Annotated in this window: 19 protein-coding genes; 12 read left to right on the top strand and 7 right to left on the bottom strand. The window is 53.8% G+C overall.

What is annotated here, in order from left to right; genetic code table 11:
* On the bottom strand, nt 1-1,158 hold the full coding sequence (locus CQ011_RS11440; RefSeq protein WP_105677853.1) for a glycosyltransferase 87 family protein: 1,158 nt from the start codon (nt 1,156-1,158) through the stop codon (nt 1-3).
* A 290-nt stretch (nt 1,159-1,448) separates the two neighbouring features.
* On the opposite strand from CQ011_RS11440, the gene CQ011_RS11435 reads away from it, so the two are divergent.
* Together CQ011_RS11435 and CQ011_RS11430 are read left to right on the top strand one after the other, a co-directional pair.
* Nucleotides 1,449-2,306: an NAD(P)H-binding protein gene (locus CQ011_RS11435; RefSeq protein ID WP_105677852.1), complete on the top strand. Its 858-nt coding sequence runs from the start codon at nt 1,449-1,451 to the stop codon at nt 2,304-2,306.
* 68 nt (nt 2,307-2,374) lie between these two features.
* Complete coding sequence (locus CQ011_RS11430; protein WP_181148088.1) at nt 2,375-3,319, top strand: aminoglycoside phosphotransferase family protein; 945 nt, start codon at nt 2,375-2,377, stop codon at nt 3,317-3,319.
* Nucleotides 3,320-3,400: 81 nt separating this feature from the next.
* Here CQ011_RS11430 and CQ011_RS11425 read toward each other — a convergent pair whose 3' ends face one another.
* Complete coding sequence (locus CQ011_RS11425) at nt 3,401-4,678, bottom strand: NAD(P)/FAD-dependent oxidoreductase (RefSeq protein ID WP_105677850.1); 1,278 nt, start codon at nt 4,676-4,678, stop codon at nt 3,401-3,403.
* 310 nt (nt 4,679-4,988) lie between these two features.
* Here CQ011_RS11425 and CQ011_RS11420 point away from each other — a divergent pair, with 310 nt between their 5' ends.
* Nucleotides 4,989-6,185: a hypothetical protein gene (locus tag CQ011_RS11420; RefSeq protein WP_105677849.1), complete on the top strand. Its 1,197-nt coding sequence runs from the start codon at nt 4,989-4,991 to the stop codon at nt 6,183-6,185.
* A 79-nt stretch (nt 6,186-6,264) separates the two neighbouring features.
* On the opposite strand, the gene CQ011_RS11415 is transcribed toward CQ011_RS11420, so the two are convergent.
* Nucleotides 6,265-6,885, bottom strand: coding sequence for a malonic semialdehyde reductase (locus CQ011_RS11415; RefSeq protein ID WP_105677848.1), 621 nt, complete (start codon nt 6,883-6,885; stop codon nt 6,265-6,267).
* A 344-nt stretch (nt 6,886-7,229) separates the two neighbouring features.
* Nucleotides 7,230-8,399 (bottom strand): sensor histidine kinase, encoded by a 1,170-nt coding sequence (locus tag CQ011_RS11410; RefSeq protein ID WP_181148087.1) that lies wholly within the window; start codon nt 8,397-8,399, stop codon nt 7,230-7,232.
* Between the two features lie 328 nt (nt 8,400-8,727).
* Between CQ011_RS11410 and CQ011_RS11405 the strand changes: the two genes are divergently transcribed.
* The 4 genes from CQ011_RS11405 to CQ011_RS11390 all read left to right on the top strand — a co-directional run bounded on the left by CQ011_RS11405 (nt 8,728) and on the right by CQ011_RS11390 (nt 13,870).
* Complete coding sequence (locus CQ011_RS11405) at nt 8,728-9,402, top strand: response regulator (protein WP_105677846.1); 675 nt, start codon at nt 8,728-8,730, stop codon at nt 9,400-9,402.
* Nucleotides 9,403-9,516: 114 nt separating this feature from the next.
* Complete coding sequence (locus CQ011_RS11400; protein ID WP_105677845.1) at nt 9,517-12,069, top strand: ATP-dependent Clp protease ATP-binding subunit; 2,553 nt, start codon at nt 9,517-9,519, stop codon at nt 12,067-12,069.
* Between the two features lie 201 nt (nt 12,070-12,270).
* Nucleotides 12,271-13,146 (top strand): hypothetical protein, encoded by an 876-nt coding sequence (locus CQ011_RS11395; RefSeq protein WP_286161173.1) that lies wholly within the window; start codon nt 12,271-12,273, stop codon nt 13,144-13,146.
* Nucleotides 13,147-13,207: 61 nt separating this feature from the next.
* Nucleotides 13,208-13,870, top strand: a complete 663-nt coding sequence (locus CQ011_RS11390) for an alpha/beta hydrolase family protein (protein ID WP_105677843.1) — start codon at nt 13,208-13,210, stop codon at nt 13,868-13,870.
* Here CQ011_RS11390 and CQ011_RS11385 read toward each other — a convergent pair.
* From CQ011_RS11385 to CQ011_RS11375, 3 genes are all read right to left on the bottom strand, one after another.
* Entirely contained in the window at nt 13,867-14,577 is a 711-nt protein-coding gene (locus CQ011_RS11385; protein WP_105677842.1) for an AAA family ATPase, read from the bottom strand. The genes CQ011_RS11390 and CQ011_RS11385 overlap by 4 nt on opposite strands.
* Nucleotides 14,578-14,590: 13 nt before the next feature.
* Nucleotides 14,591-16,078, bottom strand: a complete 1,488-nt coding sequence (locus CQ011_RS11380) for a helix-turn-helix transcriptional regulator (protein WP_105677841.1) — start codon at nt 16,076-16,078, stop codon at nt 14,591-14,593.
* A 153-nt stretch (nt 16,079-16,231) separates the two neighbouring features.
* Nucleotides 16,232-17,401, bottom strand: coding sequence for a hypothetical protein (locus tag CQ011_RS11375; protein WP_105677840.1), 1,170 nt, complete (start codon nt 17,399-17,401; stop codon nt 16,232-16,234).
* 475 nt (nt 17,402-17,876) lie between these two features.
* On the opposite strand from CQ011_RS11375, the gene CQ011_RS11370 reads away from it, so the two are divergent.
* The 5 genes from CQ011_RS11370 (at nt 17,877) to CQ011_RS11350 (ending at nt 24,127) form a co-directional block, all read left to right on the top strand.
* Nucleotides 17,877-18,428, top strand: coding sequence for a dTMP kinase (locus tag CQ011_RS11370; RefSeq protein ID WP_181148086.1), 552 nt, complete (start codon nt 17,877-17,879; stop codon nt 18,426-18,428).
* Between the two features lie 9 nt (nt 18,429-18,437).
* Nucleotides 18,438-19,040, top strand: coding sequence for a HutD family protein (locus tag CQ011_RS11365; RefSeq protein ID WP_105677838.1), 603 nt, complete (start codon nt 18,438-18,440; stop codon nt 19,038-19,040).
* Between the two features lie 314 nt (nt 19,041-19,354).
* Nucleotides 19,355-20,656, top strand: a complete 1,302-nt coding sequence (gene aceA / locus CQ011_RS11360) for an isocitrate lyase (RefSeq protein WP_105678039.1) — start codon at nt 19,355-19,357, stop codon at nt 20,654-20,656.
* Between the two features lie 82 nt (nt 20,657-20,738).
* Nucleotides 20,739-22,376, top strand: a complete 1,638-nt coding sequence (gene aceB / locus CQ011_RS11355) for a malate synthase A (RefSeq protein WP_105677837.1) — start codon at nt 20,739-20,741, stop codon at nt 22,374-22,376.
* Nucleotides 22,377-23,623: 1,247 nt separating this feature from the next.
* A complete protein-coding gene (locus CQ011_RS11350) occupies nt 23,624-24,127 on the top strand; it encodes a hypothetical protein (protein WP_105677836.1) in 504 nt (167 codons plus the stop codon).
* Nucleotides 24,128-24,146: the final 19 nt, after the last annotated feature.

The raw sequence follows: 24,146 nt of genomic DNA, 5'->3' as shown, positions 1-24,146 counted from the left end.
TCAGCTGAGAGAGGGCACCGAAACAGGCTTACTGTTCACGATTTTTTTGGTGTTCGTCAAAGCAATCACAAGACACAACAGTTGAGTGAGCACCGGCACCGCGGGTAATACATAGCACCAAGCGGGCAGGTCGCCATCCGGGAAATAACCGGCAAAAGCCACGATTTGTTTAGACCCAATCGACAGAATCAGGTAAGTCAGAGCCAACGCACCGAATATCGTGCCGCGCAGTACCGGCTTGAGCTCCAGTGCTACGACAACCCATGCAAACGTGATGACCGGCAACCAAACCCAGTGATGGGACCAGCTCACCGGAGAGACAAGCAAGGGGCAGGCGGAAGCAATGCCGAGCAACACCATAGGCTTTACGTGCCCATAGAGCTTCCAAAGCAAAGCAACAAAAGAAAGCCCCACGCCCAGTGCCAAGATGAGCCATACCAAGGAGGGTGCGTTCAGTCGTTCAAGTAATCCTTGCAGGGATACGTTGTCGATATACCCTACGTTTCCTACCCGCGAAGGATCCTGCACGACGTCCAGCCAATAGTCCAAGGTGTTCTGTGTTTGGAAAATTAGGCCTACAAGCTGGGTGCCGATAAAAGTGGCGATTCCAACGAACATCGCACGCCATTTACGCATAGCAAAAGGCAGAATCAAAAATGCGATCGGCGTCAGCTTGATCCCGGCACAGATTCCTACGGCAATCACAAACGGCATCAGCGACTTGTAACGCACGAAGGTGAGGTAACAGGCGCCGAGAATCAAGATGTTGATCTGCCCAAACCATACGGTGTCGCGGAAGGGAGCCGACATCAGCATTAAGCTCGTCAAGGTCAGCGGCGTGATCACCGAATTCAGTGCAGGCCATTTGTCCGCCACTCGTGTAGCCACGTCTTTGGCAACAAAAAAAGTCAGGATGATCGAGGCAGCCATGGTGAGCGTAACCGACACCCAGTAGGGGAAAAATGCCATCGGTAAGAACAATATTGCCGCAAACGTTGGGTACGTAAACGGTAGCCCCGGCGAATTCACCGGCCCCACGAACGGCCCATAAAGTGCTTCTGGTTCACGCAATAGCGTCAAGGCGCCTTCGCGATATACCGATAGATCCCACCCGGTCGGTTCAATGGCAACCAGCACCACAACTAGTGCCGCAACCATCAGGATTTCAAGGACTGCCGCACCTGGATGGACCTTACGAAAAATTGAAGAACGAATCTTCTTGCACCCCTTTATGGTGATCGTTTTGAGCCAATCCGCCCGGTTCGGCTTTTACCCGCACCCCGCGATCATTCGACCGGCGACCAAAGGCATACAACCACCCTATTTTATCGATTTATCAAGCTTTGTGTTGCACCTTCGACTTCTTCACGTTTAGCGCGCGCCACGTCACGCTTTATGGTTAGAACGAGGGCACCGTTGTGGGTGCATCGCTACGTTGGAGGTGCCAGATGAAAATACTCTTGATCAGTTGCGGAGATGTCGCGACCGAGGCAGGGCTGCGCTTTCACGCCGCCGGACATCAAATCACTGCGTGGCGTCGTGATAGCTCGAAACTTCCCTCGGTTTTCACCGGATATAACGTCGACCTACTCGAAGCAGATTCTTGGCCTCAGATTGATCCGGAAACCGACCTTGTTCTCTTTACCCCGGTACCGGCCACCCGTGACGTGACCGGATATGAGCGCGGCTATTTGCAGACAGCGCAACAGTTAATTGAGACTTTAAAAGCGTCCTGCCCACGCCTCAAGCGAATCATTTATGTGTCTTCTTCGGCGGTCCTTGGCGGTTCCGAGGGGCAACTGGTCAATGAGACCGCGCCTCTTGAACCGGCCCGGCCTACCGCGAAGGTACTCGCCGATACCGAAACATTGCTAGCCACAAGCGGTCTACCGCTGACAATTTTGCGCGCTTCAGGAATTTATGGACCGGGGCGCACCAGACTGATCGATCAGATGCGTTCAGGTTCGGCGCAATTACCAACCCAGTCTCACTGGACTAACCGGATTCACCGCGATGATCTTGCCCAAGCCATCGTCCATGTGGCTTCGCTAGGGCAAAAGGCCGAAGCACTGTATTTGGCTACCGACAGCGAACCAGCCCAGCTTGCCGACGTTTATCTCTTCCTCGCTAAGGAACTTGGCTCGAAAATCCCCGAGACCTCAACCGAACCTCCAACGTCGCGAAACGCCTCGGACCGCCGACTAAATAATGCGCGACTACTAGCCTCGGGTTTCATTCCGCGTTTCCCAAGTTACCGCGAAGGTTACAAGTCAATTCTTGCCAATGAATCCTCACGTCATGCTTAGTTGAGCAGGACCTGTGGAAACAAGTGAGCCCGCTAAATTCGGAGCGTCGAAGAAAGAAGGATCACCGAGTGAGTACACCGTGGACCCCGCGAATCAGTTGGGCGCAGCTTCCTGAACATGTCCGTACTGCGGTTGAAGACATACTCGGCTCACCGGTAGTTGAAGCGCACGGCCAGCAAGGCGGGTTTTCTCCTGGCACGGCGGACCGGGTGCGTACCGCGGACGGACGTAGGGCATTTGTTAAAGCCGTCGGCACCTCGCTCAATGCCGTCGCGCCGCGGTTGCATCGAGCCGAAGCGAAGATCTCTGCCTTACTGCCCGATACTTTGCCAGTTCCAAGGTACCTAGGGTCATATGAAAAACAGGGTTGGGTGGCCTTGGTCCTTGAAGATATTCCGGGCTCCCATCCCAAGACGCCGTGGACTCATGTCGAACTTGAACGAGTACTTGATTCGTTGCATGCACTAGGTAGCAATCCGGTACCGAGCACTTTGGCTCATTTACCTGCTCTGCACACCGAGGTGGCAGCTGAATTCACCGGGTGGGACCGCGTTGGCACCGATCCGCCGACGCACTTAGATCCGTGGATTGCTGATCGTCTCCCGCGGCTCCAGGACAGTGCGCGAGTCGGGTTATCTTGCCTGGAGGGGCAGTCGTTGGTGCACTCAGATATTCGTTCTGACAATCTTTTACTGACCGGGCAAAGCGCCTATATCGTCGATTGGCCTTGGGCCTGTATCGGGGTTCCGTGGTTTGATGCGTTATCGGTTCTCATAAATGTCCGCTTGCACGACGCCGAGTTCGATGTAGCGTCCGTCCTGAGCACCCATCCAGTTTTCGAAGGTTTACCGACAGACAGTATTGATGGGTTCCTTGCCGGGATGTCTGGTTATTTCATCGATGGCGCTCGGCAACCCGCCCCGCCTGGCCTGCCCACCCTGCGCAGTTTTCAACAAGCACAGGGTGAAGCGGCCATCGGTTGGCTTCGTGAACGCTGGCAACCAGCGGCCTAGAGTCGCAAGACAAAAGGCTCGGTTTATCATCGATCACCAATGAGAAACCGAGCCTTTAAGCGTTCAGACGTTTGCGCGGGGTTAGAAACCCTTACGCAATGGGTTGAAGTGACGTGCCAAGGTGGAAACGGTCTGCCCGGTAATCTGCTCGGCGAGAATCTTGCCGGTCAATGGGCCCAGCGCAACGCCCCACATGCCATGGCCACCGCCCACCGAGACGCGTGGCGAAGAAGTCTGCCCAACCAACGGCATGCCGTCGGCGGTGCATGGGCGACCTCCCACCCACTCTTCTTTGCGGTTTTCCCAATTGATTCCCTGGTATACCGGTGCTGCAGCGGCGACAATTGCTTCGATACGCTTTGGCTCCAGCTTGTGGTTCACGTCGCGGAATTCCATAGTTCCGGCAATGCGGAAGCGATCCCCCAATGGCGTACAAGCAACGCGCTGGGAAGGGAAGTAAATCGGGTGCGTTGGCATGCTTTCTGGCTCAACCGTGAACGAGTAGCCGCGGCCCGCTTGGACCACCACGTTAACACCAAATTTTTTAGCCAGATCAGTCATCCATGCACCGGTAGCCATCACCACATGATCTGCGGTAATCGCACGGCCTTCGGACCCAATGACGGTCGCCGATCCACCGTTATCGCGTACATCGGTGACGTTGAACGAACCGATAATGTCTCCACCTCGGGCAACAACGGATTCGGCCAATGACTCCATGAACTTTGGCGGGTTGAGGTAGCGCTGGTTTTTGATCGCCACGCCAGCTGCAACGCTATTGGAGAGGGTCGGCTCGATAGCGCGCAGCTCGTCACCACTGAGCAGCTCATAGTCCACGGAACCGCCGGTCTTCTGAATCATCTCAAATTCATGCAAGAGCGCATCGCGGTCCTTGAACGAGGTGAAACCGGTAAGGAAAGGATCTGCTGGCTTGGTTTTTTCTGCCACCCCAGGACCAGCCGAGGTACCCTCAGAAATCTCGTCAAAAGCATCCAACCCGTGGGTGCCAATTTCGGAGTAAATACGCATGGCTTCTTCCCACTTTTTAGGAGTGGAGTGCCAGGTGAATCCAAGAAGGAAGCGCAGAAGCTTTCCATCAGCCTTCAGAGGAATATATAGCGGTGAGGCCGGGTCAAACATCATCTTCAAACCATTGGAGAAGATTGATGGCTCTGCGATAGGCAAGGTCAATGCCGGAGTCAGCCAGCCCGCATTTCCCCATGACGAACCCGAAGCCACGCCACCGCGGTCCACTACGGTAACTTTGACGCCGGCTTCTTGCAGGTACCAAGCCGTCGATAATCCGACGAATCCGGCGCCAACAATTACAACATGATCCGGTGCTGGTGTTACCGCCATGGGCTACTCTCCTCAAAAGACTTTTATAGCTCAATGAAAGAGCCTTATGTCTTCACTGTCGCGCGAACTGAAGGGAAAATCAACGGGCACTGAGGATTCAACGGTGATGGCAACCACATATATGTGTGACCTGTATTTTTGACTGTAATTCCAACTTTATACCGTAGAAAATACGGAGCTTTGAAAGTATCCCCTCGCTATCCCCGGCTCGCGATTACGATGGCTTGCGCTGAACAACGCTGACGTGAGCTCCCTGCGTAGACTGGAACGGACGACCAATTCCCGTTTAGCAAAGGAACAACAACAGATCATGGCATCACGCAAGCCCGCCAAGAAAAAGGCTTCCTCGGGCCATCCAGCACGCCAAGCTGGGGCTAGTAGCGCACCGTTTGAATCTGAAGTTCGACAGGCCTTACAGCCGTTCAAATCCCAGCTATTCCGCCACTTCCAAGCCGATGGCCAACCAGCAAGTGAAACTCGCGCCGGCTTGGAAGGTCTCACCACTTTGCTGGTCGCTCATGCACAACTACGCAAGCGCGTGGATGTCACCACATTGGACCCCACCATTCTTGGCGAACAGCTGGGGCACCTAGCTTCCATAGGCGAGGAAGTCTCCGAGGCTAGCGCGGCCATCCTCAAGCACTACCTAACTTTCTTGGGTACCACCGCGAATTTTGGCGGCAACGTTGAGGAATTCAAGGAAGTTTTTGAGTTCCTCTCTCGCATGGCTGGCGATTCCCCCATCGTTGTCCCATTCATGGATGACGAGGAAGCCAACTCGGTCCTAGAATCCATGCCATTCGTTTATGCGGCACGTGAATTGATTGAATGGGTCGGCGAAGGCAAGCCAAGTGATCCAACAGGAATGATCAGCGGACAGACGCTACAAGAAGCAGCCGAAGCTCTGGGCCTCATGGTGACCGTTGATGAGACCAGTACCCCAGAAGCTAATCGCTGGGAGCCCGAAGACGGAACCGTGGTAGCGGACCTGGCATCGATTCCCCGCCTGGCCGCCTACTGGGATGCCTTTATCGGCACTGCCATGCTTCGCTACAGCTCACCGCAGGCTGTACCCACAGATTCACTTCGCGAAGCTCTGCTCGCATCCACCGGAGCTGGCGCACGCCTGATCAAGGAACTACTCGCCGAGGTCATCTATTCGCACGTGCTGATCAATACCTTGCAGACTCCCGGACAGGCCCAGGTTGCTGAGATGGTCGCCGGACTTCTCACCCATGCTGCTTCTTCGAAGCCACCACGCACCGAATTTGCATTGCACATCCCATCCGAAGATGACCTGCCGGTTGAGCAACACCACCTCATCTCAAGCCTCGAGGTCGCGGTCCCACAGGTTGAAACCATCTTGCGCACCTTTGAACGCGAAGGCCTACTGACCTTGGAAGAGGAAATCACCGTACCGGTGATCCTTCGGGCAGCACTTGAGCGCGCGCTTTCCAAGGTGTCGGACCACGTTCTTGAAAATGACCCGTCGGGAGCCGGAGAGTAACCCTCGCGCTAAAGGCCAAAGGGGTCCTCTGCAACAATTAAATTTGTTGCGGAGGACCCCTTTTATGCTTTTGAAGTGATTAGATGCTGCGAGTAGCGAACTGCGCATCATGGCGTGGAAGTCGATCAAACCATGCGTCAGCGCCTGGTTTGCCAACATTCACTATCAAGAACGACTTGTTGCGACCATCGACGTTCACCACGGCGTCAACCGCAGCTGCATCAAAGCCACCCATTGGGCCAGCAGCTAAACCAACGGCACGTACTGCCATGATGAAGTATCCGGCCTGCAACCATGCGTTGTTATTTCCGATCGCAGTGCGCGCACCCTGATCTTCAAACATTGCCTTGCGTTCTGGAGCATGTGGGAAGAAAGATGGGAATTCTTCGTGCCATTCGGTATCGAACGAAAGAATGGCTAGTGCCGGTGCAGTTAGCGCTTTCTGTGCGTTAGTGCCAGCCATGGTCTCTGAGACCTTTTGACGAGCCTCAGCGCTTTTCACCCACGTGATGCGCATTGGCTGGTTATTCATGAGAGTTGGACCCATTTTCATGGTGTCGTAGATTGCATCCAGAACGTCATCCGAGACCGGCTCATCGCTAAAGGAGTTTGCGCTACGGGCTTCGAAGAACAGCTGATCCGCCGCGTCCGAGTTAATGCTTAGCATTTCGTATGGTTGGGTTTCAGTCTGAACCGACATGTGATGCTCACTCTCGAAAGTTGATTGTATCCAAGAGGTATAACGGAAAACTCGGCCTAGGACATTCCACATCAGCCATGTGAGCTGTAACACAACAGGTATCGGTGAGGTTATAAAAGGTACGTCGCGCCACTAACAAACTCAGGCGTGCGATGGGGGCACAACGCCGAAGAAAGATCAGTTCGTCCATGACGCAACGTACCTTTTAATCACTGCGGAACTTTTGATGATGCCACTCGCAAAACATCACCAATTTCCCTGCGGTGATCGGTCTTCACCGATACATCTATAACTTATCGCGATTCCAAGAAAAGCGAAATCATACTTAAGTAGGAGGGTAGGGCCTAGAACGGGATGCTGGCGGTGAGCACCCAGTGGCCATCCACAACGTCCGCATTGAACCGGCCGCCGAAAGCATTCATCCGGTCTCGCATACCAATAAGACCAATTCCACCGACCGGCAGGTCGCCCTTTTTAGGCTTCGAGTTCGGCATCTGATTAGTCATTTCAAGGATTGCGTTCGACCCGGAGATCTCTAAACGCAGATTACAGGAACTCTCGCGCTTAGCGTGTTTGATAATGTTCGTGGTCGCTTCCTGCATCACTCGATACAACGCAGTCTGCGCAGAACGCGGAAGTTCAGAGATTTTTTCGTCGGTGTGAGAGGTCACAGAAAAACCGGAATCTTTTAACCGTTGCGTAAAGATCTCCAGGCCTTGAACTGCATAAACAGTGGTTGCCGCCGGCTTATCGGCGCTTCCACCCGACGAATCACTCATTGTCCCGTCGGTTCGCAATACATTGAGCATCAGCCTCAAGTCGTGGAGCGTCTCTGTACTGAGTTTTGCAATGATGTCGATTGCGTCAATGGCTGCCTGGCCACTATTGGCAAATTTTGCAGCTTTAGACTGCATAGCCACCACGGTGATGTCGTGGGCGACAATATCGTGCAGGTCCCGAGCGATGTTTTTACGTTCGCGCTCAATCGCGACTCGGTTTTGCTCCCGGCTCTCTTCCATGAGCAGAACCGCGTTGAGATTTCGCTCGCGGAGGTTAAATATGTTCCGCGCTAAAACATAGGCCACCGCTGCAATCGGCACAAAAATAACCAGCAAGATCGCGTCTTCGCCCGATCTGATCCCGTACTGTCCCATCCAAATAGCCAAAAGCACTAGGTACCAAATCCGCACAATAGACGAATTTGCGGTGGCGGCGAGGACACTAAAAATAACGAGTGAGAACACTAGCCACAGAAGCAGGTCTCCATCGCCAAAAAAGAAAAAGAGCGTGGCCAGATAAGCTCCAAGTGACGCAGCAACCCAACGCGTACCTACCAGCAGCGCGACCAGCAACAACAAACCAACTATCGCCCCGTGAACCACTCTGGTAGGGGAGTCTTCAAAACCATCCTGGAGTAGCGTATAGCTTTCCGTAGCTGTGATTGCCACAAAGGTGAGAATACCGACCCAAATGACAACACCCCGACCAGCAAAAAGCTTAGTTAGGGTGGCCATCATACGCAGTCTCATATGCGGAATACTTTACCTGACGAGCAGGAAAGTCAAATACGGTTTTAACCGCAAGATACGCCGTAATGCTTGCACACCCAATTAGAGAAGTCAGTACCCCATCCCGCTGGAGTCGCGACGGCCAGTCCCGAATAGGTAGACTCGGCCACCGGTGCCGCAGTTGCAGGTGCTGCTGCAGCAAACGGAGCCGCTACGAGGGCAGCTACTGCCAAAATCTTTAAAGCTTTCATTTCAAACCCCAAAACTATTGAACTTATATTCTTCGATTTAAGGCAGGTTGACTCCTGAGCTGCCTCCCATTTAAAGGAAACCAATGGAACAGATTAAGGTCCTCATCGTAGATGATGAGCCTCTTATTCGGCACGCGCTTAGCACGATCCTAGCAACGGATCAGGGAATTGTAACTGTTAATTCGGTACAAAATGGGCAAGAAGCGGTGACCTACTGTGAAGCGCACGAAGTAGATGTCGTCCTCATGGATTTACAAATGCCAATCATGAATGGCATTGAAGCTACAAAGAATATTAAATCCCTAGAGGACAGCCCGGAAATCCTTGCTATTACCGCATTTTCCTCGGATGATTATCTGGTCCCGGTCCTTGTTGCAGGCGCCAGTGGTTACCTCGTCAAAGACACTGAACCAGGCGAAATAATTAAGGCTGTTCATTCCGTTCATAATGGGTCTGCGGCCATCTCACCGTCGGTTTCGGCTGATTTAATCACCGCGGTTAGAAATGTTCACCGAACGCCACAAGATATTGCGGATCTTATCGACGATCTGGGTCTAACCAATCGTGAAATGCAAATCCTTGGACTTCTCTCCGAAGGTTTCAACAACACGGAGACGAGTCGGCGTTTGAATATCTCCGAGGCTACGGTAAAGACCCATATGGCGAAGATCTTTATGAAACTGGAAGTACGCGACCGGGTACAGGCGCTCATTGCAGCAACACGGCTGGGGCTCATCGAGATCCCCCGCGATGCCTAAAATCTGTGAACTACCACTCTTCTAGTTGCCTAACTCCACTTTGCGGGAATAGATTCTGTCGTATTACGTTGAACATGAGCATAGACCACTCAAGTTTCTACTAGGAGGCTCATCTTGCCAGCTTTTTTCGGACCACCGTCAGACGGCTCGTTCGAGGAATTCCTCTCCCGGTTCCTCTCCTCACGTGCTCAGGCCGCGCGCCCCATCGACATCACTCGTCTGCTCTCACAGCGCACTCACGAAGCGGTATCTATCGCCGCCGGGTTCGCCCACGAAAACGGGCATTCAGAGATTGATGCGTTGCACCTGCTTGTCGCCCTGCTCCGCACCGAGCCTGCCGGACAACACCTGAGCGCAATGGGTGTGGATCTTGAAGCCCTCTCCAAGGACGCAATTCAGCGCCTGCCACGCCGCGAAGAGGCAACCGAGAAGCCTTCTCGTCTCTCCTCCGCTGCGCAGCGCAGTCTCTTTGACGCGTATCAGGTTGCTCGAAACTACGGTTCGACCTATATCGATCCTGAACACCTATTCCTAGCCTTTGTCTTCTCACCAGACTCCCCCGTGGGCATGTTGCTCGCACAACACGGCATCACTGGACAAAGCCTGCAACAGGCAGCCATGGAGCAAGCCCAGCGCGCGCAGTCCGGCGAAGCTGAGACTGGCGAAGAACAAGATGTTTCAATGCTTGAACGCTACGGCACCGATCTGACCGCTTTGGCATCTGACGGACAAATCGATCCAGTCATCGGTCGTGATGACGAGTTGGCTCAAGTCGTTGAGATCTTGGCTCGCCGCACCAAAAACAACCCGGTACTTATCGGTGAAGCTGGCGTAGGTAAGACCGCTATCGCCGAGGGACTGGCTCGCGCCATCGTTGCCGGCGAAGTCCCTGAGCAAATCCGCGGAACTCAGCTGATCTCCATTGACCTCCCTGGAATGCTCTCTGGAACGCGTTACCGCGGTGACTTCGAACAGCGCCTGACCGGGCTGCTTGAGGAAGTCGCTGACGCGGAGGGGCAGACCATCATCTTTATTGATGAAATGCACCTGCTAGTTGGCGCCGGTTCCGGCGAATCCGGAAATATGGATGCAGCTAATATCCTCAAACCACGTCTAGCTCGCGGGGAATTGCACCTGATCGGCGCTACCACGCTAGATGAATTCCGTAAGGTCGAAAAAGATTCGGCTCTGGTACGACGCTTCGGCAAAGTCACCGTGGGAGAACCTTCTCAGGAAGTCGCCCTGGCGATCCTTGAGGGTTTGCAAGAATCTTATGAAGATCACCACCAGGTGCAATACACCCCTGAGGCCTTGAAAGCTGCAGTCTCGCTGTCGGCCCGCTACCTGACCGACCGTCGTTTGCCGGATAAGGCAATCGATCTGCTCGATATTGCTGGCGCCCGCAGGTCAATCGCCGCTGGCGGCACCGAGGACGTACAGGCACTACGCAACGAGCTGGTCGAGGCAGACCGCGAAAAGGCCCGTGCAATCGGCGAGGAACGTTATGAAGATGCCAGTGCATGGCGCGATCATAATGCTGCTCTCACCGAACGCATTACCGCTGCCGAGAAGGCCGGTGATTCTGGGATCACTCGTATCGTTGATGAAGCCCAAATTTCCGAGGTCATCTCTCGCTCCACTGGAATCCCAACCTCCCGGATCAACGGGGATGACAAGAACCGGTTGGCGTCCTTGGAAGAACAGCTGCACGCCTCGGTTATCGGCCAGCACGACGCAGTTGCGGCTGTCTCCCGTGCCGTGCGCCGCAGCCGTACCGGTTTAGCTCCGGCACAACGTCCAATTGGTTCCTTCTTGTTCCTCGGCCCGACCGGCGTGGGTAAAACCGAGCTGGCTAAGGCTCTGGCTAATAACCTGTTCGGTTCATCCGATGCCTTTGTACGGATCGACATGAGCGAGTACGGAGAAAAGCACACCGTCTCGCGGCTCATCGGTGCCCCTCCAGGCTATGTGGGGCACGACGAGCCAGGACAGCTCACCGAAAAGGTACGTCGCAACCCGTACTCGGTGATTTTGCTCGATGAAATCGAGAAGGCTCACCCCGATGTATTCAACGTGCTCTTGCAGGTCTTGGATGACGGACGCCTGACAGATACGGCCGGACGCACCGTCGATTTTTCCAATACTCTGATCTTGATGACCAGTAACCTCGGCGGCGAATACCTCGCTAACAAGGCCGGTAACTTTGGTTTCACCTCGGTCAATGCAAGTAGCGAGAAGGCTGAAATTCGGGCCAAGGTCATGGGTAAGGTTCGTGAGTTCATGCGTCCCGAGTTCCTGAACCGCCTGGACGAGGTACTACTCTTCGGCAAGCTCAGCGAGTCTGAGATTGCGCAGATTGTGAAACTGGTTCTCGATGAGACCGGCAAGCACCTGGCGGAGCAGGAACTGAAACTGCACGTCACCGACGCTGCTGTTTCATGGTTGGCAACGGAAGGCTACGACCCAGAGTTCGGTGCTCGTCCCCTGCGTCGTCTGGTTCAGCGCAAGGTCCAAGATGCTATCGCGGATCTGCTGATCGGTGATGAACTCAACGCCGGTGACACTGTAGAGGTCGACTTCGCTGCAGGACAGCTAAAGGTTGCCAAGCAGGTCCCAGCCGCGGAAATCGCATCAAGCGAATCGGTCATGGACTACTTCGGTAGCTAAAAATGCCCTTGAGAGGGGCTAACGGATCATTTCGATCCGTTAGCCCCTCTCGTGTTTAATCGTGACTATCCATTCCAAGATCAACGTCGTTACGGAGCAATGAATTCGCATCTTGTTCTGTAGGAGAGCCTCGATAGACTGACGATTGGCCAATACCCCGGAGGTTCCATGCGCTCGCGTCTTCTTTTTACCATTGCTGCTGTGTCTTTAGTGTTGGCAGGATGTTCAAGCCAGCCCAACGCGATTGCCACGGAATCTCCGACAAATGACAAAGAAACTCATGCTCCTGTTGCTTCTACTTCACCTTCAGTTTCGGCTACCTCAACTGTTAAGGCGGCGGCTGTTTCACCCACTCTAGACGCAAGCGGACAGGATTGGGCCGACTCGAAAATCCAAGCATGGTTGGATAATTCTGGGATCAAGTCGGTGAAGGGGTTCTATCCGCCAAACAATCTGATGATCAGTTGGAGCAGTTCAAAATCGGGACATCTCGAAATAGTCCTTGATAATTCCTACCGATTCAACCAAGACGGAATGCTTCAAAACTACCAAGGTCCCACCGACGAGCTTCGAATAATGGGCTTGGTGATGTTTGAAAGCATCGGTGAACAATCACCGGAATTAGAATCGGTAACGTTTGCTACCAAGAATGGAAAATACTCGGGCACTTACTCCCGATCCCGAACTGGTGCCGACCCTAATGATCGTGATGCTTGGGCTGAAGAGAAGTACGTGCAGTGGCTCGACTCAATGAATGACACCTATGAGTCGTTTTGCGGTGCGACCATCAAAAAACTCGAAACTTACCGTAGCTGTATCCCCACCGATCCACACGCGTACATAGATTCCGTAGAATCCCCTAAGTTCGGCGAACTAGTAGTGACTTTGGCTCCCGGCATTTGGCAAGACAACACCTACGACACGAAATCACTGCCTGGCGTTAATTTTGTATCCGGAAATATGATGCTCAAGATCAATGCCAAGGCCCATGGAAATGAACAGGTGGAAAAGCTGACCGTCGTAGTCGAGGGATCAGATGAAACGAGCACCGAGTTCAAGAATCCTCCCATGGAGTAGTCTCGCCACGGGCACCAGTCCAGACTCTTTGAACACCCCAGAAAGAACTACGCTTGATTCTATGAGCCAAGAAATACTTATCCCATGGGAAGACGGCCATTTGAGCGCATCTCTAGATGTTGCGGATGATGCATACGCGTTTCTTATCTTGGCTCACGGGTCAGGTGCCGGAAAAGATCATGCCTTCATGGCGGGGTTTGCTTCGGCCATAGTGCAACACCAGGTCTCCGTATTGCGCTTCAATTTTCCCTACATGGACGCCGGTAAAAAGTTCCCCGACAAGGCTCCGGTTGCCGTTGCCGCGTGGAAACGAGTCCACCAGTGGGCCGCAGATAATCTTGCCGCCGGCCTTCCCATTTTTACCGCAGGAAAATCCTTCGGTGGACGCATGGCTTCCCTTGCTGTCAGCGAAGGGATGCCCTCCGAAGCACTGATTTTCTTAGGCTACCCACTGCACGCCCCGCAGAAGGAAGACAAGCTCCGCGACGAGCACCTGTACCCGCTCACCATTCCCATGCTTTTTCTTGAGGGAACCCGCGATCCATTCGCCAACCCAGCGATTATCAACCGTGTGGTCTCGGACTTGAATGAAGAGGGCCAAATTGTCTGGTTTGAAGGCGGGGACCATTCATTTAAAGTTGCCTACTCGGGCCGTTCGGTAACCCAGGATGGCGCCGCATTAGCCGAGCCCACCGCCACGTTTATTCGTAGCCGGCTTAGCTAAGACTTCAAAAAGTCATGTGGGTCGGACAGAAATTCACGCCACTGCCTAATGAGTTCAAGCTGATCGTATTCACTTTCGCGCATACCCCAAGAACCGATTTCTAAGATCTTCGCGCCCGGGAACGCTGCCAGAACTGGCGAATGAGTGGAAATGATCAGCTGTGAGCCTCGCTCTACTATTTCACGCAACTTCCGCACCAAGGCACTGCATCCCGCTAAAGACAAAGCAGACTCAGGTTCGTCCAGAAGCCACAGTCCCTTGAGATTTACTCGCTCATCGACGAGATCCAAGAAGGATTCGCCATGACTGCGCTCGTGCAAGGCCGAGCCCAACGCCGATTGTTCCAAGTACGTGTAGAAGGAGTGCATGGTTTCTGCACGAAGAAAGAACCCCTTCCGTGAGGCAGCCGCACCACGGTGGAGTTTAAGCATTTGCGCGAGGGAAGATTCCGATGCTCGAGTCACGTGCATCGCGCCGGTAGAACCACCTTCCGGGTTCATCCCGTAGGCGATCGCCACCGCTTCAAGCAAGGTAGATTTACCAACGCCATTTTCTCCCACGATCACGGTGACTCTACCCAAATCCAGACCTTCGAGGAGCAGTTGTCGCACCGGTGGCAATACCAGAGGCCATTGCGCGGCAAGGGGTGCCCCGGGATCCACCGACTCCACACGACGCACGGGCAAGAACAGGTCGCTTTGATTCATTGCCACAGGATGTCTAGCGCTGTTGTTGCAAGAATCGGTAAACCTCAGTTTCATCTACGCCAGGGAACGCTCCGGTGGGCATCGCTGCCAATAGGTGCGTATTTGCGCGAGTAGACGGCCAAGCGTTTCCAAACCATTCGCTGGATAACTCTGCCGGTGGGCGTCTGCAACAGTTTTCATCTGGACACGTTGACTGGCAACGTTCCTTGGTGTCCCGGCCACGAAACCATTTAACATGCTCAAAGGGAACCCCGATGGACAGCGAATACAGCCCCGAAGAGTGCCGTTCGGTGCGCGCAGTGCACCAGTAGGTGCCATTTACCGTGTCGGTGTACTGCTCGAAGGAACGGAATTTATCCATCTGTTCAAAAACCACGCGACTGGTCCAATAGCGGCAAATACTCTGCCCTTCGATAGCGCCGGTGTGATCCGCTGGGAAATTAACTCGGTCATTTTCGTAGGCCTTATGCAATATCCCCGATTCATGGACCTTCTGAAAATGGCAGGTTACTCCCAGATGTTCTGTGGCCAAGTTGGTAAACCGGTGAGCTGCGGTTTCATAGGAGACCGCAAAAGCGTCGCGTAAATCCTCAATCGCGATTTCTCGTTTGGCCTTCGCCTGCCGCAAAAATTCGGTGGTTGATTTCTCAGGCATCATCAGGGCCGCGGCAAAGTAGTTGGTCGCGACGCGTTGGTCCAAAAAATTCGCATAGCTGGTGGGGGCTTCGTGGCCCAGAATGTAATGTCCCAACGCTTGAAGCAGGACCGAACGTGGGTCATGTTCCGAGCGGCTGGCCTGTGTTAGATAAATTCTCTTGTTCTTCAAGTCAGTCACAGAGCGGGTGGAATGCGGAAGATTGCCAACAAATCTGAGGCTGAATCCAAGGTGTTCAGCGATATCAGCTGCACGATGATGCGATAGTGGTCCAGCGTCATGGCCGACTGCTGCAAGCACCTTAGAGGCCTCTTGCTCAATTTCTTTGTAGTAGTTATTACGTTGACGCATCTCTTGACGTAGCGCGGTATTCGCACGTCGCGCTTCTTCCGGAGTTGCAGCCTGCTCTTCGAGACGGCGTTCTAGCTCGTTTTGCAATCCTACGAGTGATTCGAGCACGTCCATGGGTAAACGCGTACCTACGCGCACCTTGGGCAATCCCAATGCCTCATAGAGCGGGCCTCGTTGGGCACGTTCCAAGTCAATTTCCAATGCTGCACGTCGTGTAGGTGGCTCGGATCCCAACAGATCGTCCACTCCTACTTGCAAGGCGCGTGCCAATGACTTGAGCAACGAAAGTTTTGGTTCCCGCTTGCCATTTTCTATCAGTGAAAGCTGGCTGGGAGCCGTTCCTACTAACGCCGAGACATCGTCTAAAGTTAACGACTTTGCTTTGCGCAGGTGGCGAATTCGCCGGCCAAGCGCAAGCGTATCGAGCTCCGGGTCCAGAACAGACTCGGATTCGGCGTCAACGGAGAAATTACGATTCCATGTGGGTGCAGTCACATTCCCAGCCTAAGCGAAGAACAATCAATTTTTCTAGGAATTCACCCTAAATGACAATAATGGCGCGCGGAATGAACACTCGTGTCAAAAGATATTCTGTTCTTTCCCTTAGGGCGATCGCAGTCTTAACACGGCTACTCGTTACTCAACCAACTATTCCTTCCATTTCATGACTTCAACGTACGCGTCATTTGTTGAGTCCCCTGTTCCGTGCACGCCCCAGGCAAAGTAGTCACCGTTGCAGAAGGTTGTGCCGGTGAGCCCTTCCTTTGCAATCTTAGAAAGTTTATTGGATTCTAGATCCAGCAAATACTGCCAACCATCACTCGCGCCTCCAACGTCCACCACTTGCCAAGCAGCATGCTGCCCACAAACTGCGTAGCCCACAGCGCGTGACTCAGCTGGCAGTGCGACGGCCGTAACGTCCTTGTTCTCAGGATTAATGACTAAGAACTTGTCCGCCAATTGAGTCAGCAGAGTTTCCTCTTGCCCAACTAATTCTGTAAAAGCCGCGGTGTCATCGAGCAACGGGCTTCCGGTGAGTAAAACTTCAGGGTCCGCTTGCTCGGTATGAAGCGAAATTGATCTTGACACGTGATTCTCGGATTTCTTTTCTGTGTCCGTTTCAGTCTTCACATCTATAACCGCGATCCCCTGATCCAGCACGGCGGGACTGGTGGCATCATCAGCGAAAATCTTGCTTTCGTCACCTCCAGAAAGCGAATGCTGGAGAACCGACGTTGAAGTTGACCCGTTAGCTTTGGTGGTCAAAGTTGACCAATAAACGGACTTGTCGTCGGCTACCGGTGCAGCTACCTCGACACTCAACTGGTTGTTGCTAGATTCGTCATCGGTTTTTGACTTAGCCAACAACTTTGATTCTTCTCCCGGGCCACCGGTGAACAGCCGCCAAGTACCAGAGACGGATTGATAATTGGGGCTTTCTACCCAGAGATAACCATCATCTGTAGAGATAGCGGAGGTGACGGTTCGGTTGCCATCTCCTTCAACCAGCTTCCGAGTACTTCCAAATGCTGTGAACTCACCGTTATGCGCAAGCCCTATTTCACCATGGTCACTCAATTTGGTATCCGCTTGTGTGGGCTTCATTTGCTGGGACAGCTCACCTATGACCTCGCCTTGGGTGTTTAGTCCCAGCCCCAAGAGGAAATTCGATTGCTTTTGCCAGTTACCCGTTGAATCCTGTGCAGTGAACTGATCCCCAAACGCCACTTCAGTGGCAGCGTCCAGCTCTACGACTCGTGCGCTGACTTCTTTCCCACTGCCCCAATGGACCTCGGAGAGAGTCTGCGTCTGAGTCACGCCATTGTCAATTGCGCCGGGATTTGTCGCGGTCTCATTATTTGAAACACACGACGTGCTCAGACAGAGCGTCGCTGTTAGTAGGCCAAGGCCGAGGAGTCGGGGTTTAGGTCGCAAGGTCGATCCATTCTCTGATCTGGTCACTGACTCAGGCTGCGCGACATTAAATATTCAAATCTTACTCGCGGACCTGTTGGTCATTACCTTAGGTCAGCATTCTGGAGGTTTTCGACACCCTAAGGGATGACATTGGAGAAGTTCCTCCACCGCATGTTCGGATCTATTGCGCTCAAGCTCCGAGACTTACGGACTTGGATTCACGTGAAATTCCCAGCAACAATCCGCTATCAACACCTGGTACTTGAACGTTGCAGAGATTAAGACATCAACTTAAGGACCTGCGATTATCACCACCGAAATCTCACAGCGCCCCCTTCACCGTCCCCAGACTTTACGGCCCAGGGGGACGCTGATTGTGTTGGGCATCGATGGTTCAGGCAAAAGCACCGCAATTGCCGCGCTCGTCCACATCCTGCAGCAACAAGATCTTCCCACCCAGCGTGTGGCAAATCCAGCGGCTCGTAAATGGTTGAATCAGCGAGTCGACAATTCTCGTTTTGAAATTTCACGCGCCACACAGGATGGCATCGAATCAATATTCCGACTATTCAATGTCACGCGCAATACGATCAAAGCTTCATTGTTCTCCGGGGTCACCGTGATGGATCGTCACTTAGCCTGCCAACTTGCGCTTCGCCAGGTGCGAGGACTGCCACAAGGTCGATTCTTCCTCTGGCTAGCTCTCGCCTATACACAAGACGCTGACGTGGTTGTGCTCGACGTTGGAGCGGACACGGCGTATTCACGAATCCACCAGCGCGGCGAGGATACCGAAACCAAGGAATTCCTTGAGGCGAGCCGCAACGCGTATTTAGAGATGGCAGCGAAGCACAAATGGACGGTGATCAGTTCCGCCCAAAGCGTCGATGGTGTGGTTGATGAGCTACTGGCCGTGCTGGAGAAGTAAACTCGAATTATGAGTGAAGCAGCCACGCAGTTCGCCCCCGGAACCATCATCCCTCTGGCCCAGAGCAGTAAGAAACAGTGGGAACTGGGCCAGGTGCGCCAGATATGTGCCGGCGAGCTAACTACCGAGAGTCAGCTCACCGCCGCCGTGCAGGACTCCGCGAGCTGGAACCTCTCGATTCGTTCAATTGAAAAAGCAGGCTCTTTTCAGGGCTCCGGTATTGCGCAGGCGTTGACTCTCATTGCCGGTGATTTCCTCCAGCTTGATGTTGATGGGCAGATTCACGGACTTGAACCGTTGCGCCCACTAAAAATTGAGACGTCCAACCCAGTGACAACCAGCCAGCCCGCTGAGGAATTACTCGTGCTGCACCTGACGACCACGCCAGGACGTGTGCGCGGCACGGTGCGCATCGTTGAACTGTCCAAGAAACGCGATCAGTACCTGTTTGATGGCCAGCTAGGTGTATTGGTGCAGGGTAACGGCGTGCTGAAACTCAATGGCGAAGAACAAAAACTCGAAGTGCGCGACACCGTCATCGGTGGTGATGTGGCCGAACCGACCATCTCTGGTCGCGGTTTCATGGCAGTCGTATCCTTGGATCTGCCCTAAGCGGTAAAACTACTCATTTACGCACCATCCCCCCTCCTTTGGCGCGCCCAAAAATTAGCCAGCGTACGCTCTAGTTTCAGAAAAAACGCACTTCTTTCTCTTTCGCTTTCCACTTTTTGAGCAATCTTGCTCTAATCGCACGAATATATGCGAAGAAATCAATATTTTTGAGAATTATCAAAGAACTGCAAATCTTTCCTCTAAAGACCCCTATTGCACCCCTTGCTTCTGCGGAATAGTCAATGTCACGAAGAAGTTCACCGCATTCGATGAATACGGACGAACACCAACACGTGGGCGAAGGGGCCAGCACAATGACTGAGCAGAATTCAATTGACAACCGCATCGCAACTATCGAGAACGACTGGGAGAACAACCCACGCTGGAACGGTGTCACCCGCGATTACAGTGCCGCTGATGTCGTAAACCTGCAGGGTCGTGTTCAAGAAGAAAACACGCTAGCAAAGCGTGGTTCAGAAAAACTGTGGAAGCAGCTCACCGAGGAAACCCCCACCGGCGGATACACCAACGCCCTGGGTGCGTTGACCGGCAATCAGGCGGTCCAGCAGGTCAAGGCCGGACTTCGAGCGATTTATCTTTCCGGTTGGCAGGTGGCCGCGGATGCAAACCTCTCCGGGCAGACCTACCCTGATCAGTCCCTTTACCCGGCCAACTCGGTTCCACAGGTAGTGCGCCGCATCAATAACGCCCTGCTTCGCGCAGACCAAATCGAATTCTCCGAAGGCATTCAGAGCGTTGAGGACTGGATGGTCCCCATCGTCGCAGATGCCGAGGCAGGCTTCGGTGGTCCGCTCAACGCTTACGAGCTGATGAAGTCGATGATCACCGCCGGCGCATCTGGAGTCCACTGGGAAGACCAGCTGGCATCGGAAAAGAAGTGTGGCCACCTCGGTGGCAAGGTGCTCATCCCAACCCAGCAGCATGTTCGCACGCTCAATGCGGCTCGCCTGGCCGCCGATGTGGCGGGAACCCCATCGGTAGTCATCGCCCGCACCGACGCCGAGGCAGCCACCCTGATTACCTCGGATGTTGATGAACGAGATCAGCAGTTCATCACCGGCGAGCGCACCGCAGAAGGTTTCTACAAGGTTCGCAACGGAATCGAACCATGTATTGCCCGGGCCAAGGCCTACGCTCCGTACTCCGACCTCATCTGGATGGAGACCGGAACCCCGGATCTAGAGTTGGCTCGCAAGTTCGCCGAATCGGTCAAGGCTGACTTCCCTGATCAGATGCTCTCCTACAACTGCTCACCTTCCTTCAACTGGAAGAAGCACCTGGACGATGCAACGATCGCCAAGTTCCAGCGGGAACTCGGCGCGATGGGCTTCAGCTTCCAGTTCATCACGCTGGCCGGCTTCCACGCACTGAACCACTCGATGTTTGATCTGGCCGAGGGTTACGCCCGCGACGGGATGAGCGCCTATGTCGAGTTGCAGGAACGAGAATTCGCTTCCGAGTCCCGCGGCTACACCGCTACCAAGCACCAGCGCGAGGTCGGTACCGGCTACTTCGACAAGATCGCCACCACGTTGAACCCCAACGCCTCCACCCTGGCCTTGGTTGGTTCCACCGAAGAAGGACAGTTCCACTAAATCAGGACCCCTTTGGGGCCCTGACGGTGGGGCCGGCAATGACGCCGGCCCCACCGACCCCAAACTTTTAAGGAAGAACATCATGTTTACCCCCACCTCCCTGAACTCGATCCAGATCACCGCTACCCCAGTTCGTTACCAGGAACAGATCCTCACCGAACAGGCGTTGGATTTCATTTCCAACCTGCACCAGGCTTTTGAAGGCCGCCGTGTCGAGCTCATGCAGCGTCGTCAGCTGAACCGAGCTCGCATTGCCAACGGGCATGACCCGAAGTTCTTGGAGGAAACCCGTCACATCCGCGAAGATGCGTCATGGCAGGTTGCACCCATTGCACCGGGACTTGAAGACCGTCGGGTGGAAATCACCGGGCCGATTGAACGCAAGATGGCAATCAACGCACTGAACTCGGGCGCTAACGTATGGCTGGCAGATATGGAAGATGCTTGCTCCCCTACTTGGCAGAACGTGATCAAGAATCAGGTCAACCTGTTGCGGGTATTGGATGGGGAACTTGATTTCACCGACCCTGACGGCCGGGAATACAAGCTGAACGGCTACGAGCTGAGCGACCTGCCAACCATCGTAGTTCGCCCCCGTGGCCTGCACCTGCCAGAGAAGCACCTGCTGATCAACGGCAAGCCTATTGCCGGCGCATTTGTCGACTTCGGTTTGCACTTCTTCCACAACGCACAGCGTCTGATCGATTCTGGCCGTGGCGCGTATTACTACCTGCCAAAGTTGGAAAATCACCTCGAAGCACGGTTGTGGAACGACGTGTTTGTGCTGGCTCAAGAACTGCTGGGCATCGAGCGCGGCACCATTCGCGCCACGGTACTCATCGAGACCATCACCGCCGCGTTTGAGATGGAGGAAATCCTCTACGAGCTGCGAGAGCACTCGGCCGGACTGAACGCAGGACGCTGGGACTACATCTTCTCGATCATCAAGAACTTCCGTTCCCGCGGACCGCGCTTCGTCTTCCCAGACCGCGAGCTGGTGACCATGACCAGCCCGTTCATGCGGGCTTACACCGAACAGCTGGTGCGCGCCTGCCACCGCCGCGGGGCTACCGCAATCGGCGGAATGAGCGCTTTCGTGCCTAGCCGTAAGGATGCTTCGATCAACCAGATTGCATTCGAAAAGGTGTCCGAGGACAAGGCTCGCGAAGCCAACGACGGCTTTGACGGTTCTTGGGTGGCGCACCCGGATCTGGTTCCGGTAGCTCGTGAGGTCTATGACCGGGTATTGGGTGCAAATCCACACCAGATCTCCCGCACCCGTGAGGATGTGGAAGTTTCGGCCAAGGAACTGCTGAATGTGGAAGGCCTCGAAGGTCGAATCACCGAACGCGGTATCCGCGAGAACATCGAGATCGCCATACGCTACGTTGAGTCGTGGCTGCGCGGCAACGGTGCGGTGGCACTGCGCAACCTGATGGAAGATGCCGCTACCGCGGAAATCTCCCGCTCCCAGTTGTGGCAGTGGATCCACCAGTCGGCTATCACCGATACCGGTGAGGTCATCACCCGGGCCTGGATGCACGAACTGACCGATGAAACCATCGAGAAGATCGAGCGTTTTGAAGGAGACCGCTTCGAACAAGCGGTGGAAATCTTCGAAGCTTGCGCCTTGCGCGATGACTTCCCCACCTTCTTGACCTCCAACACCTACCAGCGTTACCTGGACACCCCAGCACCCGCCTATGAAATGGCCAGCTAGTCCAGGACAGTAACTCGGCGGTCCGCGCCTAAACTCAACAACTTATTGCGCACTGCCACGAACTGCGGCATTCATCGGATGGTAACCAGCCCATCCGGTGAATGCCGTTTTTCGTGCGCGGCAGGCGCTACGGTACACGATGCGTTGATCGCTCGCCCTCTGAAACTCTCGGAGGCAACGAGTCCTCGGCAGACCATTTATCAGTCTAAGACCCTTCAGTCTCGCTCGCCCGAAGTTCTGTCGAAGAGTGCGAGAATGCACTATTTATTCGGTATCAAGTAACGTACGATATCTCATCGTCGCAACGTGGAACGCAACCGCGACCTGATCGCAGGCTCCACATTGATCGTAGACAACACGAAACCGGAAAGGCGTTCCGAGGTGCAGGAAAGGTTTGACGTTCTCATGGCCCTAACCGAATCCGGACTCAGTGCCATTTCGTTTCGTCATATCCGGTAGCAACTACTTTTCCTTTCCCTCTTTGGCGTAGGCGTATTTGCCTTACTTCCGATGCCATTCCGGTCACGGCGATGCATCTGGCGCCCAACACTCCAACGGGTCATAAGGTGCCGGTCTTCAAAAACACTCTCAGCGCCCTCCAGCGCTCAAAGTAGCATGGGTGCGGTTTTGGCAGCTGAATTTTATGGCACCCTCGATGTCAACGTTCAGCTATTTGCTCATTTGAAACGTCGCGATCGGGGGTCCCCGTCAAGAAAATCGATGAATTTTCTTTCAAAAATGTGGAGATACACAGTCAGTATAGGATTCGGGCTTATTACACAAGCGAGAGACGGCGGAAAATCCAATTGCTCGATAGGTCGTTCGAACCACCCCGGATCTGTTGTCCCCCTCCACTTGTCAGTTGCCTAACTTCGGAGTCGCAATATTGTTCTTTTCAGCGAAATTGGAGAATAGAGATCTCGAAAGCATCTCCTGCGTGACTTTTCGTCAATAAACTCTCCAAAGGTTCCGCTTCAGCTACTTAGGTATCGAGCAAGCTTCCGACCTTTGAAGTTGACTGCCGATTGGCATGCATTTCGAAGACCAGTCAATTATTTACGTTAAATATTCGAGTGATATTTTAAATACCCTCAGGCCACAGTGTCGAAGTATGAGATTACAGTTTGGCGTGATAATTAATCAACAGTATGATCTTAAAGCGTCCTCATGATGGGGGCGCTTGAACCTGTGATTGCTCTCCCCGTAAAACGACTTACGGAAAAGAATCGCGCACTGAAGGGAACTCTATGAAAACCGCACCAAAAATCGCTACCATCGGCCTGTCTGCCGTTCTAATGCTCGGTGTAGCTATGCCTGCCGCCAACGCGAGTTTTATGCCAAGCGTCCCTTCAAGCGCAAAAGCACCCATGACGAGTACAACACCTATCCAAATTAACCTAAGCCAGATTGCCCGCGAGGCAGAAGCAGCCGGCGCGACTGACATTGCTGAACTTGCTCGTTCCCTTGAATCTCAGAAACAGAACGAAGCCAAACTTCGTGCGGCAGGGCTTAGCGTTGCCAAGCCAGCTGGTATCACCGGTGCCGTGAAGAAAATCGTGCTCTGGACCATTGACCACTCGGCACATCTGTTCCCGGCAAATGTCCAAAAATACCTTCACAAGATCACTACGGTCGTGCGCAATGCCGAATTAAATTCAGAAAATGAATTGATCATCGCGTTCCAAGTGGCTGGAATTCCATATGACGTTGCAAAGGACGCTGCTTGGGTCATCATGAACATCATCATCTAATTGATACCGGCAGGATGTT

Source organism: Arthrobacter sp. MYb213, from assembly GCF_002979915.1.
Taxonomy (GTDB): Bacteria; Actinomycetota; Actinomycetes; order Actinomycetales; family Micrococcaceae; genus Glutamicibacter.
This window is presented reverse-complemented; position numbering and strand designations above follow the sequence as displayed.

Bases quoted from the DNA above. Each gene is read 5' to 3' on its own strand.
- CQ011_RS11350 (WP_105677836.1), top strand. From the start codon at position 23,624: ATGAAAACCGCACCAAAAATCGCTACCATCGGCCTGTCTGCCGTTCTA.
- CQ011_RS11435 (WP_105677852.1), top strand. From the start codon at position 1,449: ATGAAAATACTCTTGATCAGTTGCGGAGATGTCGCGACCGAGGCAGGG.
- aceA (WP_105678039.1), top strand. From the start codon at position 19,355: ATGACTGAGCAGAATTCAATTGACAACCGCATCGCAACTATCGAGAAC.
- CQ011_RS11415 (WP_105677848.1), bottom strand. From the start codon at position 6,885: ATGTCGGTTCAGACTGAAACCCAACCATACGAAATGCTAAGCATTAAC.
- CQ011_RS11390 (WP_105677843.1), top strand. From the start codon at position 13,208: ATGAGCCAAGAAATACTTATCCCATGGGAAGACGGCCATTTGAGCGCA.
- CQ011_RS11365 (WP_105677838.1), top strand. From the start codon at position 18,438: ATGAGTGAAGCAGCCACGCAGTTCGCCCCCGGAACCATCATCCCTCTG.
- CQ011_RS11440 (WP_105677853.1), bottom strand. From the start codon at position 1,158: ATGGTTGCGGCACTAGTTGTGGTGCTGGTTGCCATTGAACCGACCGGG.
- CQ011_RS11410 (WP_181148087.1), bottom strand. From the start codon at position 8,399: ATGGCCACCCTAACTAAGCTTTTTGCTGGTCGGGGTGTTGTCATTTGG.
- CQ011_RS11425 (WP_105677850.1), bottom strand. From the start codon at position 4,678: ATGGCGGTAACACCAGCACCGGATCATGTTGTAATTGTTGGCGCCGGA.
- CQ011_RS11405 (WP_105677846.1), top strand. From the start codon at position 8,728: ATGGAACAGATTAAGGTCCTCATCGTAGATGATGAGCCTCTTATTCGG.
- CQ011_RS11385 (WP_105677842.1), bottom strand. From the start codon at position 14,577: ATGAATCAAAGCGACCTGTTCTTGCCCGTGCGTCGTGTGGAGTCGGTG.
- aceB (WP_105677837.1), top strand. From the start codon at position 20,739: ATGTTTACCCCCACCTCCCTGAACTCGATCCAGATCACCGCTACCCCA.
- CQ011_RS11420 (WP_105677849.1), top strand. From the start codon at position 4,989: ATGGCATCACGCAAGCCCGCCAAGAAAAAGGCTTCCTCGGGCCATCCA.